Origin of the sequence: Leyella stercorea (assembly GCF_019052365.1) — a bacterium.
Taxonomy (GTDB): Bacteria; Bacteroidota; Bacteroidia; order Bacteroidales; family Bacteroidaceae; genus Prevotella.
In genome coordinates this window covers 1-15,715 of sequence record NZ_JAHQUY010000005.1, presented here as the reverse complement: position 1 = coordinate 15,715, position 15,715 = coordinate 1, and the positions used below count along the sequence as shown (strand labels likewise).

The 15,715-nt window shown below is 52.4% G+C and carries 13 protein-coding genes; 4 read left to right on the top strand and 9 right to left on the bottom strand.

The annotated features are described in order from the left end of the window. Window positions 1-69: 69 nt before the first annotated feature. Window positions 70-2,328, bottom strand: a complete 2,259-nt coding sequence (locus tag KTQ90_RS01670) for a GH92 family glycosyl hydrolase (RefSeq protein ID WP_217316981.1) — start codon at window positions 2,326-2,328, stop codon at window positions 70-72. A 282-nt stretch (window positions 2,329-2,610) separates the two neighbouring features. Here KTQ90_RS01670 and KTQ90_RS01665 point away from each other — a divergent pair, with 282 nt between their 5' ends. Next, window positions 2,611-3,486: an OmpA family protein gene (locus tag KTQ90_RS01665; RefSeq protein ID WP_217316980.1), complete on the top strand. Its 876-nt coding sequence runs from the start codon at window positions 2,611-2,613 to the stop codon at window positions 3,484-3,486. A gap of 259 nt (window positions 3,487-3,745) precedes the next feature. Here the strand turns inward: KTQ90_RS01665 and tig are convergent, their stop codons facing one another. The 3 genes from tig to lptB all read right to left on the bottom strand — a co-directional run bounded on the left by tig (window position 3,746) and on the right by lptB (window position 6,699). Continuing rightward, entirely contained in the window at window positions 3,746-5,107 is a 1,362-nt protein-coding gene (gene tig / locus KTQ90_RS01660; protein ID WP_217316979.1) for a trigger factor, read from the bottom strand. Between the two features lie 170 nt (window positions 5,108-5,277). Further along, window positions 5,278-5,832, bottom strand: a complete 555-nt coding sequence (gene yfcE, locus KTQ90_RS01655) for a phosphodiesterase (protein WP_217316978.1) — start codon at window positions 5,830-5,832, stop codon at window positions 5,278-5,280. A 78-nt stretch (window positions 5,833-5,910) separates the two neighbouring features. After that, window positions 5,911-6,699, bottom strand: coding sequence for an LPS export ABC transporter ATP-binding protein (gene lptB, locus KTQ90_RS01650; protein ID WP_217317015.1), 789 nt, complete (start codon window positions 6,697-6,699; stop codon window positions 5,911-5,913). A 216-nt stretch (window positions 6,700-6,915) separates the two neighbouring features. Here lptB and KTQ90_RS01645 point away from each other — a divergent pair, with 216 nt between their 5' ends. Both KTQ90_RS01645 and KTQ90_RS01640 read left to right on the top strand, forming a co-directional pair. Beyond that, window positions 6,916-7,662: an MlaE family ABC transporter permease gene (locus KTQ90_RS01645; RefSeq protein ID WP_217316977.1), complete on the top strand. Its 747-nt coding sequence runs from the start codon at window positions 6,916-6,918 to the stop codon at window positions 7,660-7,662. 197 nt (window positions 7,663-7,859) lie between these two features. Continuing rightward, window positions 7,860-8,633 (top strand): ABC transporter ATP-binding protein, encoded by a 774-nt coding sequence (locus KTQ90_RS01640; protein ID WP_217316976.1) that lies wholly within the window; start codon window positions 7,860-7,862, stop codon window positions 8,631-8,633. A 110-nt stretch (window positions 8,634-8,743) separates the two neighbouring features. Here KTQ90_RS01640 and KTQ90_RS01635 read toward each other — a convergent pair whose 3' ends face one another. The 4 genes from KTQ90_RS01635 to era all read right to left on the bottom strand — a co-directional run bounded on the left by KTQ90_RS01635 (window position 8,744) and on the right by era (window position 13,409). After that, on the bottom strand, window positions 8,744-9,973 hold the full coding sequence (locus tag KTQ90_RS01635; protein ID WP_217316975.1) for an anaerobic sulfatase-maturation protein: 1,230 nt from the start codon (window positions 9,971-9,973) through the stop codon (window positions 8,744-8,746). 488 nt (window positions 9,974-10,461) lie between these two features. Next, the gene (locus KTQ90_RS01630; protein WP_217316974.1) at window positions 10,462-10,866 is read right to left on the bottom strand and encodes a hypothetical protein; all 405 of its coding nucleotides are present in this window, start codon (window positions 10,864-10,866) and stop codon (window positions 10,462-10,464) included. A 201-nt stretch (window positions 10,867-11,067) separates the two neighbouring features. Beyond that, window positions 11,068-12,381 (bottom strand): ribosome biogenesis GTPase Der, encoded by a 1,314-nt coding sequence (gene der / locus KTQ90_RS01625; protein WP_217316973.1) that lies wholly within the window; start codon window positions 12,379-12,381, stop codon window positions 11,068-11,070. 146 nt (window positions 12,382-12,527) lie between these two features. Next, window positions 12,528-13,409 (bottom strand): GTPase Era, encoded by an 882-nt coding sequence (gene era / locus KTQ90_RS01620; protein WP_217316972.1) that lies wholly within the window; start codon window positions 13,407-13,409, stop codon window positions 12,528-12,530. 465 nt (window positions 13,410-13,874) lie between these two features. Between era and KTQ90_RS01615 the strand changes: the two genes are divergently transcribed. Next, window positions 13,875-15,470, top strand: coding sequence for an OmpP1/FadL family transporter (locus KTQ90_RS01615; RefSeq protein ID WP_217316971.1), 1,596 nt, complete (start codon window positions 13,875-13,877; stop codon window positions 15,468-15,470). A gap of 18 nt (window positions 15,471-15,488) precedes the next feature. Here the strand turns inward: KTQ90_RS01615 and KTQ90_RS01610 are convergent. Continuing rightward, the coding region (locus KTQ90_RS01610) for a hypothetical protein (RefSeq protein WP_217316970.1) at window positions 15,489-15,715 on the bottom strand (227 nt) is incomplete at its 5' end.

The following is a 15,715-nucleotide window of genomic DNA, read 5'->3' as shown; positions in this document are numbered from 1 at the left end:
TGGAAGTGTTGCTACTTCCAGCACGCCCTATTAAGTTTATACTGTTATGCGTTTCTTTCTGAGGTGCTATTACTTCAGACTCATGCGCAGCGTCTTGCCTTCCACGAGCTGCTTGTGCGAGATGCGGTAGCCGTTGAGCTTCTTGCCGCCGAGCGTCATGCTCTTGATGTAGAGCTGCGACGGAGATGTGCGGTCGGTCTCGATGGTGATATCGCCCTGCGGGTAGAACTTCGGATCGAGATGTAGCGTCACCTTGTCGAACACCGGAGTGGTGAGCGTGTATGAAGGATCGCCAGGGTTGTCAGGATAGAGACCAATCATCGAGAAGATAGCCCAAGCCGACATCGTGCCGGTGTCTTCATTGCCAGGAATGCCGTCCGGACGCGCTGTGTAATACTTTGCGAGCAGTTCGCTGACGGTCTTCTGCGTGCGCCACTCGTCGCCCTTGAAGTAGGAGAAGAGGTACGGGTAGGCGATGTCAGGCTCGTTGGCAGGGTCGTAGAGTCCCTTGTCGAACACCATCTGCAGCTTGTCGCAGAACTTGCGCTGTCCGCCCATGAGCTTAGCCATGCCCAGCACGTCGTACGGAGCGTAGAACGTGTAGTTCCATGCCGAACCCTCGTGGAAGCCCGGCGCATTGGTGAAGTCGTAGCCGTCCTCGGGGTTGAACGGTGAGAGGAACTTGCCGTCCATAGTTATCGGGCGCAGCGTGCCGCTCTCCTTAGAGTAGTAGTGCTTGTAGCCGAGAGAGCGCTGGCGGAACAACTTGGCGTCTGTCTTGTGTCCGAGTTCGTTGGCAAGTATGGAGAGCGCGTTGTCTGCGAGGTAATACTCCAATGCGTGCGACACGGAGTTGTCGCCCGACATATCGGCAGCATAGTAGCCCATCGGCACATAGCCACGCTCTATGTACGGGTCGATATCGGGACGCATACGATTGTTCTTGCCCTCGGTAGTAGCCGATGTGCGGAACGCCTTGTAAGCCTCGTTGATGTCGAAGCCGCGCAGACCGCGCATGTAAGCGTCGGTGATGTACGGGATGGCAGGGTCGCCCTCCATAGTCCATGTCTCGCGAGAGAACAACTCCCACTTCGGCATCCAGCCCCACTCGCGGTACATGTCAATCATCGAGTTGATCATGTCCACCTGCTTGTCGGGATAGAGCAATGTCTCGAGCTGCGAGAGGTTGCGGTATGTGTCCCACAGCGAAAATACTGTGTAGCGATTGCCTGCGGTCTTGCCGTTCTCGTTGCTTTCCATCTTCGGATACTCGCCGTTGACGTCCTGCAGCACGGTCGGGTGAATCTGTGTGTGGTAAAGAGCGGTGTAGAACACACGGCGTTGGTCCTCGGTGCCGCCCTCTACGGTGACGCGGTCGAGCGTACGAGCCCACTCGTCGTGACCCTCTTTCACAACCTTCTCAAACTCGAAGCCGTTCTGCTCGGCGTTGAGGTTCTCGCGAGCGTTGTCGATAGACACGAACGACACGCCTACCTGCACTTCCACCTGATCGCCCTCGGCACAATCGTACGACATATAATAGCCTATATCGTTGCCAGCCATGTCGCGACCGTAGCCCGGATAGAGCTTGTACTTGCCCTGGTCGGAGTCCCACTGAGCCTGAGCGTTGCCGAAAGCCGGCTGCTTCTTCCACATGCCGTAAGCCTCAGGCTTCTTGCTCACACGAACGACGAAGTACATCGGGAACACCGCCTGCGGGTTGTAGCAGAACGTGCCTAAAAGGCGTGTGCCCTCGAACTCGGTGTCGCTGACGCGGCGCAGCGAAGCGCCAATCTCGTTGGTGAGTCCGTTGCCGAGGTTGAAAAGCAGGTTGCCCTTGCCCTTCGGGAAGGTGTAGCGTTCAATAGACGAGCGCATCGTAGACGCCACCTCGCACTTGATGCCGTACTTTGTAAGCATGGTGCTGTAATAGCCCGGACGCGCCGTCTCGTTTTTGTATTCGGAGCCGTAGCTGCGGTAGTCGACGCAAAGCTCGCCCGATGTAGGCATGGTGAGCAGAGTGCCCATCTCGGGACAGCCCACGCCGCTGAGCGTCACGTGCGCAAAGCCAGTGAAGTATTTGTTGTTGTACTCATAGCACGCCGACCACCAGCGCTTGTCCTTGTCCTGCACGTTGAGGTCAGATCCCATCACGTTGAACGGCACCACCGACATCAGTCCGTGCGGACGGATAGCGCCCGGGTTGCAGATGCTGAAGTTAGTCGTTCCGATGAACGGATCCACGTACTCTACGTTGTCTTTCGCTGAGGCATTGAGCGCTCCGCACGCCAACAATGCCGCCACAGCCATATACTTCAAGTTCTTCATTCGATGTATGTTTTGTTTTTAGTTTTGATTAGTCGTATCACATAAAGAATGCGTTATACACATTACTATTTGCAAAATAAAGCATTTTAAATGAAATAACCCTATAAAAAGAACAAAAAAATAGCATTTTACACCATGCTACGACAATCATATACAGTTAAATTACATTAAACCGGCTTTACATTTTAGTTATATAAACATCTTATATGTAGTAGATATGAAGTTTAAATGCTAACTTTGCACCGAAATGCTACTTTGAAAACAATAAAAAACATTTAGAATATGAAGAAAAGAAACGTATTGACAATCGCGATGTTCGCAGGCTTGCTCGCTTTCTCAAGCTGCGCATCAAAGAAGGATCTTGTAAACTGCCAGAACGAAAACAGAGAACTCACAGGCAACTATCAGACAGCTAAGGAAAACCTCGCTGCATCGAAGGCTCGCGTGGCAGCTCTCGAGGAACAGCTCAACGCTTCAAAGGAACTTCTCAAGCAGCAGAAGCAGGACTATGCTGCGCTGCAGGCTTCGCTCGACAAGAGTTTGACCAACGCTGGCGATAACAACGTGAATATCTCTAAGCTTGTTGACCAGATCAACGAGTCGAACCAGTACATCCGCCACTTGGTTGAGGTGAAGTCGAAGTCAGACTCGCTCAACATGGTGCTCACCAACAACCTCACACGCTCGCTCTCTAAGGAGGAGATGAAGGAGGTAGACGTGCAGGTGCTCAAGGGTGTCGTGTACATCTCGCTTGCCGACAACATGCTCTACAAGAGCGGTTCGTACGAAATCAACGACCGCGCTGCGGAGACTCTGAGCAAGATTGCGAAGATCATCACCGACTACAAGGACTACGAGGTACTCATCGAGGGTAACACCGACAATGTGCCAGTGAACGCAAGTGCGGCTACAATGAAGAACATCCGCAACAACTGGGACCTCTCTTGCTTGCGTGCATCGAGCGTGGTGCAGGCTCTGCAGAACAAGTACGGCGTAGACCCGAAGCGCCTCACAGCTGGCGGACGCGGCGAGTACAACCCCGTTACAACCAACTCTACCGAGGTAGGCAAGCAGCGCAACCGCCGCACTCAGATTATCATCACTCCGAAGCTCGACCAGTTTATGGACCTTATCGACAAGGCTCCGGAGAAAGAGTAAAGAGAGTCTTTAGTTGAGAAGAGGATATGTAAAAACTCTATCAACGCGAAAAAATGTACCATATCTGCCAGCAGGCGTGTAACGCGTTGTTGAGTAGAGAGTTAAAGGCTGATAGATAGCTGATAGATAGACCCCATCTGCCAGCCATCTGCCAGCCATCTACCAGCCAATTAATAATTACTAATTAATAATTACTAATTAAAAAAATCCCTTGCAGATTGCTCTGCAAGGGATTTTTTATATCTATCAAATAGACTTATTACTTCATCATTTCGTTGAACTCGTCGAGAGTGATTTCCTTCTCGTTGAGAGTTACGGTGTTCTTGAGTGCAGCTGCAAGCTTCACGTCGATAGCACGCTCTACGAAGTTGTCTACAGCCTCGCGCTTCTTGAGAAGCTCGTTAGCGTAGTTCTCGATGTACTCCTCAGGAATGCTTGTCATGCCGTACTGAGCGAACTGCATGCGAGCCATCTCCTTAGCAGCCTCGCGGATGTCAGCGTCCTCTACCTTCACCTCAGCGGCCTTAACGAGCTGCTCCTTGATGAGGTGCCACTCGAGCTGCTTGATGCTCTCAGCGTAGTTCTTCTCTACGAACTCCTCGCCCTTGTCCTGGTTGTTCATGAGCATAACGCGCTTGAGGAGTGCGTCAGGCCATGTGAGCTCGCCTACCTTCTTCTCGCAGTACTCGCGAACGTCGAGGAGGAACTTGAAGTTAGAGTTGGTCTCGAGCTGCGGCTTGAGAGACTCAGCGATCTTGTTGCGGAACTCTTCCTCGCTCTTAACCTCGTCCTTGCCGAATACCTGATCGAAGAGGTCCTGGTTAATCTCAGCCTTGTTGTAGCGGCTGATCTCTGTAATCTGATAGCTGAAGTCAGACTCGAGCTCCTTAGCTACCTCGCGGTCGATCTTGAGGAGAGCAGAGATTTCTGCTTCGCCTTCCGGATAAGCCTTACGCGGGTTGAATGTGATGATGTCGCCGAGCTTAGCACCCTTGAAGAGGTCCTTCTGCTCGTCAACCTTGATGTATGAAGGCATGAGCACAGCAGCCTCAACGGTGATACCACCTTCCTTTGTGTTGCCCTCAGCGTCGAGCTCACGCAGGTCGCCCTTGAGCATATCGTTCTTCTCGCCGTCGTACTCCTCAACCTTTGAGTAGCTACCTGCACGACTTGCGTACATGTCTACCTGCTCGTTGATGAGCTTCTCGTCAGCCTTGATTGTGTAGTAGTCGATCTTGTTGCGACCGTCGAGGTTGATTGTGAACTCCGGAGCAACAGCGATGTCGAATACGAATGTGTAAGGAGCCGGCTTCTCGATGTCAGCCGGAGTCTCCTGCTTGTCAGAAGGCAGAGGCTCGCCGAGCATCTGGATATTGTTGTCCTTGATGTATTTGTAGAGCTGCTCGCCTACGAACTTGTTAACAGCGTCGTAGCGTACAGATGCACCGAACTGGCGCTTGATGAGACCCATAGGAGCCTGACCCGGGCGGAAGCCAGGGATGTTAGCCTTCTTGCGGTAGTCCTTAAGTGTCTTCTCGACAGAGTCCTGGAAATCTGACTCTTCGACTGTGATAGTCAACAGACCATTCACTTTGTCGGGATTTTCAAATGAAATGTTCATTTTTCTGTTTTTTGTATTTATTGTTTTTACTTATTATATTCGGTTTGACTGAGTGCGTATTGCCGTTTCAGCTTATAGCTTTTGCAGCTTCAGCTTGTAGTCTTTATATTCGCTGCACTCCACGGAAGTGCAAAATTACACATTAATAATGTAAATAGAGAATATAAAGGTCAAAAATTTGTTTTTTTAACAAGCTCCCGCAGCACGGTTCCGTCCATTCTGCGCACGCGCATCACGCCGTCGTCGTAGGTGGCGAAAGTGGGTTCGTTGCCGCCTTTGGGGAAGGTTATAGAGCCGAGATTGCACACCACGTCGCCCTGCTCCGTCTCTTCGAGCTTCCAGAGATGGGTGTGTCCGTAGATGAATATGTCGTGCTTGAACGTTGGACGGTTCTGCTCGTTGTATACGTGTCCGTGTGTGAGGAAGAAGCGCTGTGTGCCGTCTACGACGAGGGCGTAGTCTGCCATTATCGGGAACTGGAGCAACATCTGGTCTACCTCTGCGTCGCAATTGCCGCGCACGGCTATGATGTTGTGCTTGCGAGCGTTGAGCAGTTCGACGATGCCTTTCGGGTCGATGCCTTCGGGAATGCGGTTGCGCGGTCCGTAGTTGAGTATGTCGCCCAGAATGCAGAGCATGTCGTAGTGTTCGCGGTCGTAGAAGCTGAGCACTTGCTGCAGCGTTGGCAGACAACCGTGAATATCAGAAACGAATAATATCTTCATGTCTATTGGTTATGCCTTAAAGTTCTTGTCTATTTACTATTGAAAAATGCGTGTAGCGTGAGTCGCCAAGCCGGTTGTTTATCCTTGCAGTTCGCGGTCGCGGTCGCGCTTACGTTTCTGTTCGTCCACGAGCTGGAAGTCTTTCTTCTTCAGTTCGAACTGCGAGCCGAGATACTTCTCGCGCACGATGCGGTTCTGCGCCAGTTCCTCGGGGTTGCCCTGAAAGAGGATGCGTCCTTCGAAGAGCAGGTATGCGCGGTCGGTGATGGTGAGCGTCTCCTGCACGTTATGGTCGGTAATGAGAATACCGATGTTGCGGTACTTCAGTCGCCACACCACGTGCTGAATCTCCTCTACGGCGATAGGGTCGACGCCAGCGAAAGGCTCGTCGAGCATGATGAACTTCGGGTCGATGGCGAGGCAGCGAGCGATCTCGGTGCGTCGGCGCTCGCCGCCGGAGAGCTGGTCGCCCATGTTCTTGCGCACCTTTCCGAGGTTGAAGTCGGCAATGAGCGCTTCGAGTTTCTCAAGCTGCTGATGGTGCGTGAGCTTTGTCATCTCGAGCACCGCCATGATGTTGTCCTCCACGCTCAGCTTGCGGAACACGCTTGCCTCCTGCGGCAGATAGCCGATGCCGGCGCGTGCTCGCTTGTAGACGGGATAGTCGGTTATCTCCTTGTCGTCGAGATAGATGTGGCCGTCGTTGGGCACAATGAGTCCGGTGGTCATGTAGAACGACGTTGTCTTGCCGGCGCCGTTCGGTCCGAGCAGACCTACGATTTCGCCCTGCTTCACGTTGATAGACACATTGTTGACAACGGTACGCTTTCCGTATCGTTTCACCAGTCCTTCGGTGCGCAGCACCATGCAGTGGGGCTTGTCCTCTGCAGCAGCTTCTGCCGCCTGACCATTCTTTATGTCGATTTCACTCATGTTCTTGTTATTATTTACTCTACAAAGGTAGTGCAAATTGATAGAAAACCCACAAATAAAACATAAAAACTTATGCACAATGCCGAGTTTTTATCTTTTTATTGCTACTTTTGCATCGTTAATACAATATTATATAAAGCGAACGCAACTATGTTGATATTAAAATACTTAAACACACTGGGGCGCTACATCATGCTGATGGGCCGTTCCTTCGCGCGACCTGAGCGTATGCGCATGTTTCTGAAGCAGTACGTAAAGGAGATGTCTGCGCTCGGCGTCAACTCCATAGGCATCGTGCTGCTCATCTCGTTCTTCATCGGTGCCGTAATCTGCATCCAGATGAAGCTGAACATCCAGAGTCCGTGGATGCCTCGATGGGTGTCGGGCTACACCACGCGCGAGATTCTGCTCTTGGAGTTCTCTTCAAGCATCATGTGTCTTATTCTTGCCGGCAAGGTGGGCTCCAACATCGCCTCGGAGCTGGGCACGATGCGCGTGACGCAGCAGATTGACGCATTGGAGATAATGGGCGTCAACTCCGCCAACTATCTCATCCTGCCGAAGATACTGGGACTGGTGACGCTGATGCCGTTCCTCGTCATCTTCTCTTCAGCCACGGGTATTCTCGGCGCCTACGGCACGGCGTACATCGGACACATCCTTTCGCCCGAAGACCTGACGCTGGGTCTGCAGCACTCGTTCAATGCGTGGTTCATGTGGATGAGTATCATCAAGAGTCTTGTCTTCGCGTTCATCATTTCGAGCGTGTCGAGCTTCTTCGGCTACACAGTCGAAGGCGGATCGGTGGAAGTAGGCAAAGCGAGTACCGACGCTGTGGTCTGCTCAAGTGTATTGATATTGTTCTCGGACGTATTCCTCACTCAGCTGCTCAGCTAAGCAAAATGAAGTTGTTGTGGTGAGATGGTGATGTGGTGAAAAATGAAGTTGTTGTGGTGAGATGGTGAGGTGGTGACATTACCACCCTAACAACAAATCTCAACACCTCAACAACTCAACACCTCAACATCTCAACACCTCAACATCTCAACACCTCAACATCTCAACACCTCAACATCTCAACACCTCAACACAATATGATAGAAGTAAAACACTTATATAAGTCATTCGGCGACAAGGAAGTGCTGAAAGACATCAACGCCGTCTTCGAGGACGGCAAGACGAATCTCATCATCGGACAGAGCGGTTCGGGAAAGACCGTGCTGATGAAGAACCTCGTGGGACTGCTCACGCCTACAAGCGGCGAGGTGCTCTACGACGGACGCAACTTCGTGGCTATGACAAAGCAGGAGAAGGTGTTCATGCGCCGCGAAATGGGCATGATATTCCAAAGCGCAGCGCTCTTCGACTCGCTCAACGTGCTGGAGAACGTGATGTTCCCGCTCGACATGTTCTCTTCAATGAACTACCGCGAGCGTGTGCGCCGCGCCCAGGAGTGTCTCGACCGTGTCAACCTCAGCGACGCACAGCTGAAGTATCCGGGTGAGATCTCGGGCGGTATGCAGAAGCGTGTGGCTATAGCGCGCGCCATCGTGCTCAACCCGAAGTATCTGTTCTGCGACGAGCCTAACTCGGGCCTCGACCCGCACACGTCGCTCGTTATCGACCAGCTGCTCTCGTCTATCACGAAGGAGTATAACATCACGACCATCATCAACACGCACGACATGAACTCAGTGATGGGCATCGGCGAGAACATCCTCTTCATCTACCAGGGCAACAACGAGTGGCATGGCACGAAGGACGATGTGATGGGCGCTACGAACGAGAAGCTCAACGACCTCGTCTTCGCTTCCGACCTCTTCAAGCGTGTGAAGGAGGTGGAAATGAGCAAGCTCAAGCAACTCTAACTACATTACATATATATATATTAGTAGCGGAGGTCTCCGGCCTCCGCAGCAAGCAATAATACTGAATAAACAAATGTATTATCAACTGCTGCGGAGGCCGGAGACCTCCGCTACTTTTTTGCTATCTCGTCTACCCTATCCATCACGTTCGCAGGCGGACGCTGGTTGAGGTATTCGTTTTTCATGTACTCCATGTAGGGCGCTACGTGCTCAAAGAACTGCTGGTAGCCGCGGCAGAGATAGTTCTTGCCGGGGTTGCCGTAGCGGTCTTTTATGAAACGGTTCTTCGGACACTCGCCGTGGCAGGCAAACTCCCAGCGACATTCCTTGCACTCCTGCGGCAGCGACTTGTGCTTGAGTTCGCTGAAACGCTGCTGCTGCTCGCCGTAGAGCATCTCGGTGATGGTTTTCTGGCGTATGTTGCCCAGTCGGTATTCTGGGAACACGAAGTGGTCGCAGGAGTAGACGTCGCCGTTGAACTCCATCACGCCGGCGTGTCCGCACTCCTTGGCGTACATGCAGATGCCGGGCGTCACGCCCACCCAGTTAGCAAGCATGCAGTCGAACAGCTCCACGTATATCTTGCCCACGTCGTGGCGCACCCACTCGTCGAAGATGGCGCAGAGGAAGCGTCCCCACTGTTCCGGCGTGACGCTCATGTCGGAGAGCGGCGCGTCTGCCGGGTCGGTGATCGTGGCGAGATGGCGTCCGTCGGCGTGCTTCACCGTGCGCTCAACGATAGGCGTGAACTGCAGGAACTGGCATCCGTTCTCCTTGAAGAAGCGATAGAAGTCGAGCGGATAGTCGGCGTTGAAGTCGTTCACCACCGCCATCGCGTTCCACTCCACGCCGTGCTTCTTCAGCAGGCGTATGCCGTGCATCACCTTCTGCCATGTCTGTGCGCCCGAGGCGGTGCGGCGGAACTCGTCGTGAAACTCCTGCGGTCCGTCGATGGATATTCCGACGAGCCAGTTGTTCTCGCGCAGGAAGCGGCACCACTCATCGTTGAGCAGCGTGCCGTTGGTCTGTATCGAGTTGGATATGCGTCTGCCCACGCCGTACTTGCGCTGCAGCTCCACAGCTTTCCGATAGAACGCAAGTGGGCGCATGAGCGGTTCGCCGCCGTGCCATGTGAAGAGAATGTCGGGCGAGGTCTGCGCCTCGATGTATTCCTTGGTGAACTGCTCGAGCATCTCCTCCGAAAGCACGCGCTTCTGCGCATCGCGGTAGAGGTTCGACTTCTCAAGATAGTAGCAGTATTCGCAGCGCAGGTTGCAGGCTGCGCCAACGGGCTTGAGCATCACGTAGAGCGGATGCGCAAAGGGAGATATTGTAGACATATGGTGGTGTTATGGTGAGATGGTGAGGTGGTGAGATTTGTTATGGTGAGGTGGTGAGGTGGTGATTGGATTTCAACCGTTTTCGGGTGTAATACAAAAGTACGGATAATTATTTTAATAACATATTGATTTGGCTCAATATTTCCTGTAAAAAACAGAAAAAAGACAGAATAATTGCGAATTTTAAACAAATATCGCTTTAATTGAAATAAAAGTGCCAGATAATTTTGCCATATTGGAAAATAAAACTATCTTTGCACACGAAAATTATCATCAGTACATAACAACCTACCAAAACCATAAGACACAAACCGTCTGCGAGCGGTTCTTTTACAGGACGAAGCGAGCAGATAAGTACCTTTTAAACAATCACCTAATAATTACCTTCTCAAAGAATAAGAAAAACTGATAGTCATCACTTTACTATTAATTGAAAAGCCATGTCGCAGTTGATGCAACATGGCTCTTTTTTTGTATATGTTATATCATTATCTTAGCATCCAGTTGCCGTTGTGCAGCACGAGTGGCACAACGATCTCCTCTTTAGTCTTGTCGCCGAAGCCGAGCATGAGGTACGCCTCGCCCACGTGCTTCGCGGTGTCGGTGCGTGCTCCGGCAGCCTCAACGCTCACGAGTCCTTGGTGGTCGGTCTTCATCTGCCCTACGTACTGCTTTGCGCTCACGATGAGCTGCTCGCGGTAGCTCTCTGGTATGCTGTCGGGGCGGTAGAAGCCGTCGACGTATGCCGCGCAGTTGCCGTGAAGCAGATAGTCGTAGTAGACCTTGGCGGCACGCGATGCCATCTCGTCGGGGCTGACGGCAGCAGACTGCTTGCCGCAGGAGACGAGGGCCAGACTACACAAGGTTGTTATTAAATATATAATGTGTCGCATAGATTGGTGTAAATAGGGGGTGCAAATAGGGGTGCAAATAGGGGGTGCACTTGTCTCAAGTGCACCAACCAATTAGATGGGTGCAAATAGGTTGGTGCAGATAGGGGGTGCACTTGTCTCAAGTGCACCAACCGAGCTATTGGTGCAAATAGGTTGGTGCAAATAGGTTGGTGCAGTTGAGACAACTGCACCCCCTTTTAGTTACTTCTGTCGGATAAAGATGTTTATCGGGCAGCCGTGCATCGACCAGTTTTCGCGAATCTTGTTCTCGAGGAAGCGGCGGTACGGCTCCTTGATATACTGCGGCAGGTTGGCGTAGAACACGAACGACGGAATCTGCGTGTTAGGCAGCTGCGTGCAGTACTTTATCTTGATGTACTTGCCCTTTGTTGATGGTGGCGGGTAAGCCTCGATGAGCGGTAGCATCACCTCGTTGAGCTTCGATGTGCCCACGTGTGCCTTGCGGTTGAGGTACACCTCCTTGGCTGTCTCGAGCACCTTGAAGATGCGCTGCTTGGTGAGCGCCGAGGCGAAGATAATAGGGAAGTCGACGAACGGAGCCATGCGCTGACGGATGGCGTTCTCGAAGGTCTTGATGACTGCCTGGTCCTTGTTCTCCACGAGGTCCCACTTGTTGACAACCACTACGAGCGACTTGTTGTTGCGCTGTATGAGCTGGAAGATGTTCATGTCCTGCGCCTCGATGCCGCGTGTTGCGTCGAGCATGAGGATGCAGACGTCGGAGTTCTCGATAGCGCGGATGGAGCGCATCACCGAGTAGAACTCCAGGTCTTCCGACACCTTGTTCTTGCGGCGGATGCCGGCTGTGTCTACGAGGTAGAAGTCGAAGCCGAACTTGTCGTAGCGTGTGTAGATAGAGTCGCGTGTGGTGCCGGCTATCTCGGTCACGATGTTGCGGTCTTCGCCGATGAAGGCGTTGATGATAGAGCTCTTGCCGGCGTTCGGGCGTCCTACTACGGCGAAGCGTGGTATGCCGTCCTCTACGTCTTCCTTCACTTCGGGTTTGAGCTTTGTGAGCACGAGGTCGAGCAGGTCGCCCGTGCCGCTGCCGGTTGCCGACGAGATGCACTGCGGCTCGCCGAGTCCGAGTGCGTAGAACTCAGCCGCGTCGTATATCTGGTCGTTGTTGTCGGTCTTGTTAGCCACAAGAATCACGGGGAGCTTGGTGCGGCGGAGGATTGTAGCCACGTCCTGATCCCAGTCGGTGAGTCCGGTCTGCACGTCAACGACGAAGAGCACAACGTCGGCCTCCTCGGTTGCCACGATAACCTGCTTGCGGATGGCATCCTCGAAGATGTCGTCGCTATTCACGACCCATCCGCCGGTGTCTACTACAGAAAACTCGCGTCCGTTCCACTCGCACTTGCCGTACTGGCGGTCGCGTGTGGTGCCTGCGGTGTCGCTAACGATTGCCTGACGTGTCTTGGTCAGGCGGTTGAACAGTGTAGACTTGCCCACGTTCGGGCGTCCCACTATTGCCACTAAATTTGCCATATTCTTTTAGTCATTCTTTCCTCCGCATCTCACGGAGGCTTGTAGGATGTGGTCTCTGCATCCTTGTTAACGATTTTCCGAAGCTGACCCTACTCCGGCCCTCGCCAGTCTGACGAGAGTATCCCCTCTTTGCTATTCAGGGGAGTTTACTCCGGGTTATATCCGAAGTTGTCGAGTTCGCGCTGCGAGCTGCGCCAGTCCTTGTCCACCTTCACGAAGGTGTGGAGGTATACGCTCTTGCCGAAGAACTTCTCGAGCGACTTGCGTGCCTCGGTCGACATTTTCTTCAGCGCCACGCCCTGGTGTCCGATGATGATGCCCTTCTGCGAGTCGCGCTCCACGTATATCACGGCGTGTATGTCGATGTGCTTGTCGGTCTCCTTGAACGACTCCACCTTCACCTCTACCGAGTACGGAATCTCCTTGTCGTAGTAGAGCAGAATCTTCTCGCGGATAATCTCCGAGACGAAGAAGCGTGCGGGCTTGTCGGTGAGCTGGTCCTTGTCGAAGAACGGCGGCGAGTCGGGCAGCAGTTCCTTGATGCGGCGCATGAGCATGTCAACGCCGAACTTGTTCTTAGCCGAGATGGGGAGAATCTCGGCATTGGGCAGCAGCGAGTGCCAGCGCTCAACGGTGTCGCCGAGCGTCTTCTGGTCGCTCTGGTCAATCTTGTTGATGAGCAGCAGCACGGGTATTTTCATGCGCTTCACCTTGTCGAGGAAGTCCTGGTTCTTCTCGGGGTTCTCCACGACGTCGGTGACGTAGAGCAGCACGTCGGCATCCTGCAACGCCGACTCCGAGAATGCGAGCATCGACTCCTGGAGCTTATAGTTTGGTTTGAGTACGCCGGGCGTGTCAGAGAATACGATCTGCGCGTCTTCCTCATTGACGATGCCCATGATGCGGTGGCGCGTGGTCTGCGCCTTGAACGTGGCAATGCTGATGCGCTCGCCGACAAGCTGGTTCATCAGCGTCGACTTGCCCACATTAGGATTGCCCACTATGTTTACAAATCCTGCTTTGTGCATATTTCTTTCTGTTTAAACAAAAGGGGTGACACTCCCGACGGCGCATCCACGCGTCGCAAGGAATTGGTCTTGATCTTAATTTGCTGTTAATGAATATATACGTATAAATAGTACTATGCTGCAAAGTTACTCTTTTTTTTCAAGACTGAGGCTATAGCCGCACGCATTTAAACGTTTTTTATCGTTTTGGACATCTAGTAGCGGAGGTCTCCGGCATACTCTTTTCATCGTGCACCGAACGCAATCCGATTGGACACCGAACGCAATCTGATCGGACGGCGGACGCAATCCGATCGGACGGCGGACGCAATCCGATCGGACGGCGAACGCGAACGGTGACAAAAGCATAACATACACACACGCGAAGTTGAGCCTCTAAGCGTTAATAGTTATTAAAATAAACCATGATATAGCCGAAGTTTAGAACAATTCAGCTAACTTTGCAACCAATTATTCAAGGTAATTATGATAAACAAGTTTAAAACAGTATGCTTGACAGCAGCGATTGCCTCAAGCAGCGCGACTTTTGCGGGCGGTCTTCTCACTAACACCAACCAGCACGTCGCATTCAGTCGTATGATGAGCCGCGAGGCTTCTATTGGTATTGATGGTGTGTATTATAACCCGGCTGGTGTTGTATTTATGGGCGAAGGCAACCACCTCGCTATCAACTGGCAGGCGGCTTGGCAGACACGTACAATCAATAACGACTACAAGCTGTTCACAAACAACGTGAACAATCCTACTACTCCACGCGACTTCAAGGGAAAGGCTGTCGCGCCGGTTATTCCTTCTTTCCAGTATGCATACAACAAGGGCAGATGGTCGCTGCAGGGCAACTTCGCGCTGACTGGCGGCGGCGGTAAGTGTACGTTCGACAACGGACTCGGCTCGTTCGAGAAGATCGTGAGCGAGACTGCTATGGGTGCGATCGGACTGGCTCGCGCTATCGACACCAAACTCGGCGCAGAGATGTTCACCTCTGACAAGGCTTTCGGCAAGAATGGCTCGTACAGCTTCAACAGCTACATGCATGGCCGTCAGTACTACTTCGGTCTTTCGGCTGGTGCAGCTTACAAGGTGAGCGACAACTTCAGCGTTTACGCCGGCTTGCGCGGCATCTACGCTACCTGCAACTACTACGGATATGTTGAGGACATCAAGGTGGGCAATATGCCGCTCTACCAGGTGCTCGACCCGTCGAAGGAGAACTCGGCTAACATCGAGCTGAGCTGCGACCAGAGCGGCATCGGCTTCACACCAATGTTGGCTGTCGACTATAAGACCGGACACTGGAACTTCTCGGCTAAGTACGAGTTCAAGACTCGTATGCGTCTGAAGAACAAGTCGGTCAACCAGTTGCCGTCTATCGGTAACCTCGACGACAATCTGAAGAACCAGATGAACAAGGTTCTCACCGCTAAGTTCATGCAGGCTGGTCTGCCGCAGGAGCAGGCTATAATCAAGGCTGAACAGACTTCTACTGCGGTGCTCGCTGACCCGACCGTTGTGGCTACAACAGCAGGTCTGAAGCAGCAGTTCGACTCGAAGATCGACAAGGCTATCGGCGAGTACGCCGACGGCAAGAAGATTGCTGGCGACATACCGTCGCTGCTCACCGTGGGTGTGGGCTACAGTCCTATCGACGAGCTGCACATCAACGTGGGCTTCCACTGGTTCGACGACTATAACGCCACTTCTTACAACAACCGCAACAAGCTGCTCAAGAAGCGCGGTACACTCGAGTTCAACGCCGGCGTTGAGTACGACGTGACAAAGAAGATTACGGTCAGCACCGGTTGGCAGAACACCAACTACGGTCTTACAGACGAGTACATGGACGACAAGTCGTTCGTTGTTGGCTCCAACTCTGTTGGCTTGGGCGGCGTTTACCACATCACAAAGAAGCTCGACTTCTCCGTGGCTTACTTCCACACATTCTACGACCACGTGAAGACTTCGGAGACCGTGACTCTCGCACCGGGCGTGTCTAACACATACAACTCCGACTACACCCGCAACAACAGCGCCTTTGCAGCCGGTGTGAACATCACGTTCTAAACCGACTCAACAGATAGCTTAAGTTACATAGCCAATAATAAACCCAAATCGGTCATTAGAAAATGACAAGAAGCTTTTTCTAATGACCGCCATTAGAAAAGCAGCTTTGTATATGCTTGATTCATAAATATTTACTAACTTTACCACGAAAAAAGAATATACTCCGATGCGAAACTGTGACATAAAGTTCGTAAATAAGGAAATAACACCTTTTGGTGGTCTTTCCCTGTTCTTCAAAATGCTTG

Coding starts and splice junctions, on each gene's coding strand:
- KTQ90_RS01670 (WP_217316981.1), bottom strand. CDS start 2,328: ATGAAGAACTTGAAGTATATGGCTGTGGCGGCATTGTTGGCGTGCGGA.
- KTQ90_RS01665 (WP_217316980.1), top strand. CDS start 2,611: ATGAAGAAAAGAAACGTATTGACAATCGCGATGTTCGCAGGCTTGCTC.
- tig (WP_217316979.1), bottom strand. CDS start 5,107: ATGAACATTTCATTTGAAAATCCCGACAAAGTGAATGGTCTGTTGACT.
- yfcE (WP_217316978.1), bottom strand. CDS start 5,832: ATGAAGATATTATTCGTTTCTGATATTCACGGTTGTCTGCCAACGCTG.
- lptB (WP_217317015.1), bottom strand. CDS start 6,699: ATGGTGCTGCGCACCGAAGGACTGGTGAAACGATACGGAAAGCGTACC.
- KTQ90_RS01645 (WP_217316977.1), top strand. CDS start 6,916: ATGTTGATATTAAAATACTTAAACACACTGGGGCGCTACATCATGCTG.
- KTQ90_RS01640 (WP_217316976.1), top strand. CDS start 7,860: ATGATAGAAGTAAAACACTTATATAAGTCATTCGGCGACAAGGAAGTG.
- KTQ90_RS01635 (WP_217316975.1), bottom strand. CDS start 9,973: ATGTCTACAATATCTCCCTTTGCGCATCCGCTCTACGTGATGCTCAAG.
- KTQ90_RS01630 (WP_217316974.1), bottom strand. CDS start 10,866: ATGCGACACATTATATATTTAATAACAACCTTGTGTAGTCTGGCCCTC.
- der (WP_217316973.1), bottom strand. CDS start 12,381: ATGGCAAATTTAGTGGCAATAGTGGGACGCCCGAACGTGGGCAAGTCT.
- era (WP_217316972.1), bottom strand. CDS start 13,409: ATGCACAAAGCAGGATTTGTAAACATAGTGGGCAATCCTAATGTGGGC.
- KTQ90_RS01615 (WP_217316971.1), top strand. CDS start 13,875: ATGATAAACAAGTTTAAAACAGTATGCTTGACAGCAGCGATTGCCTCA.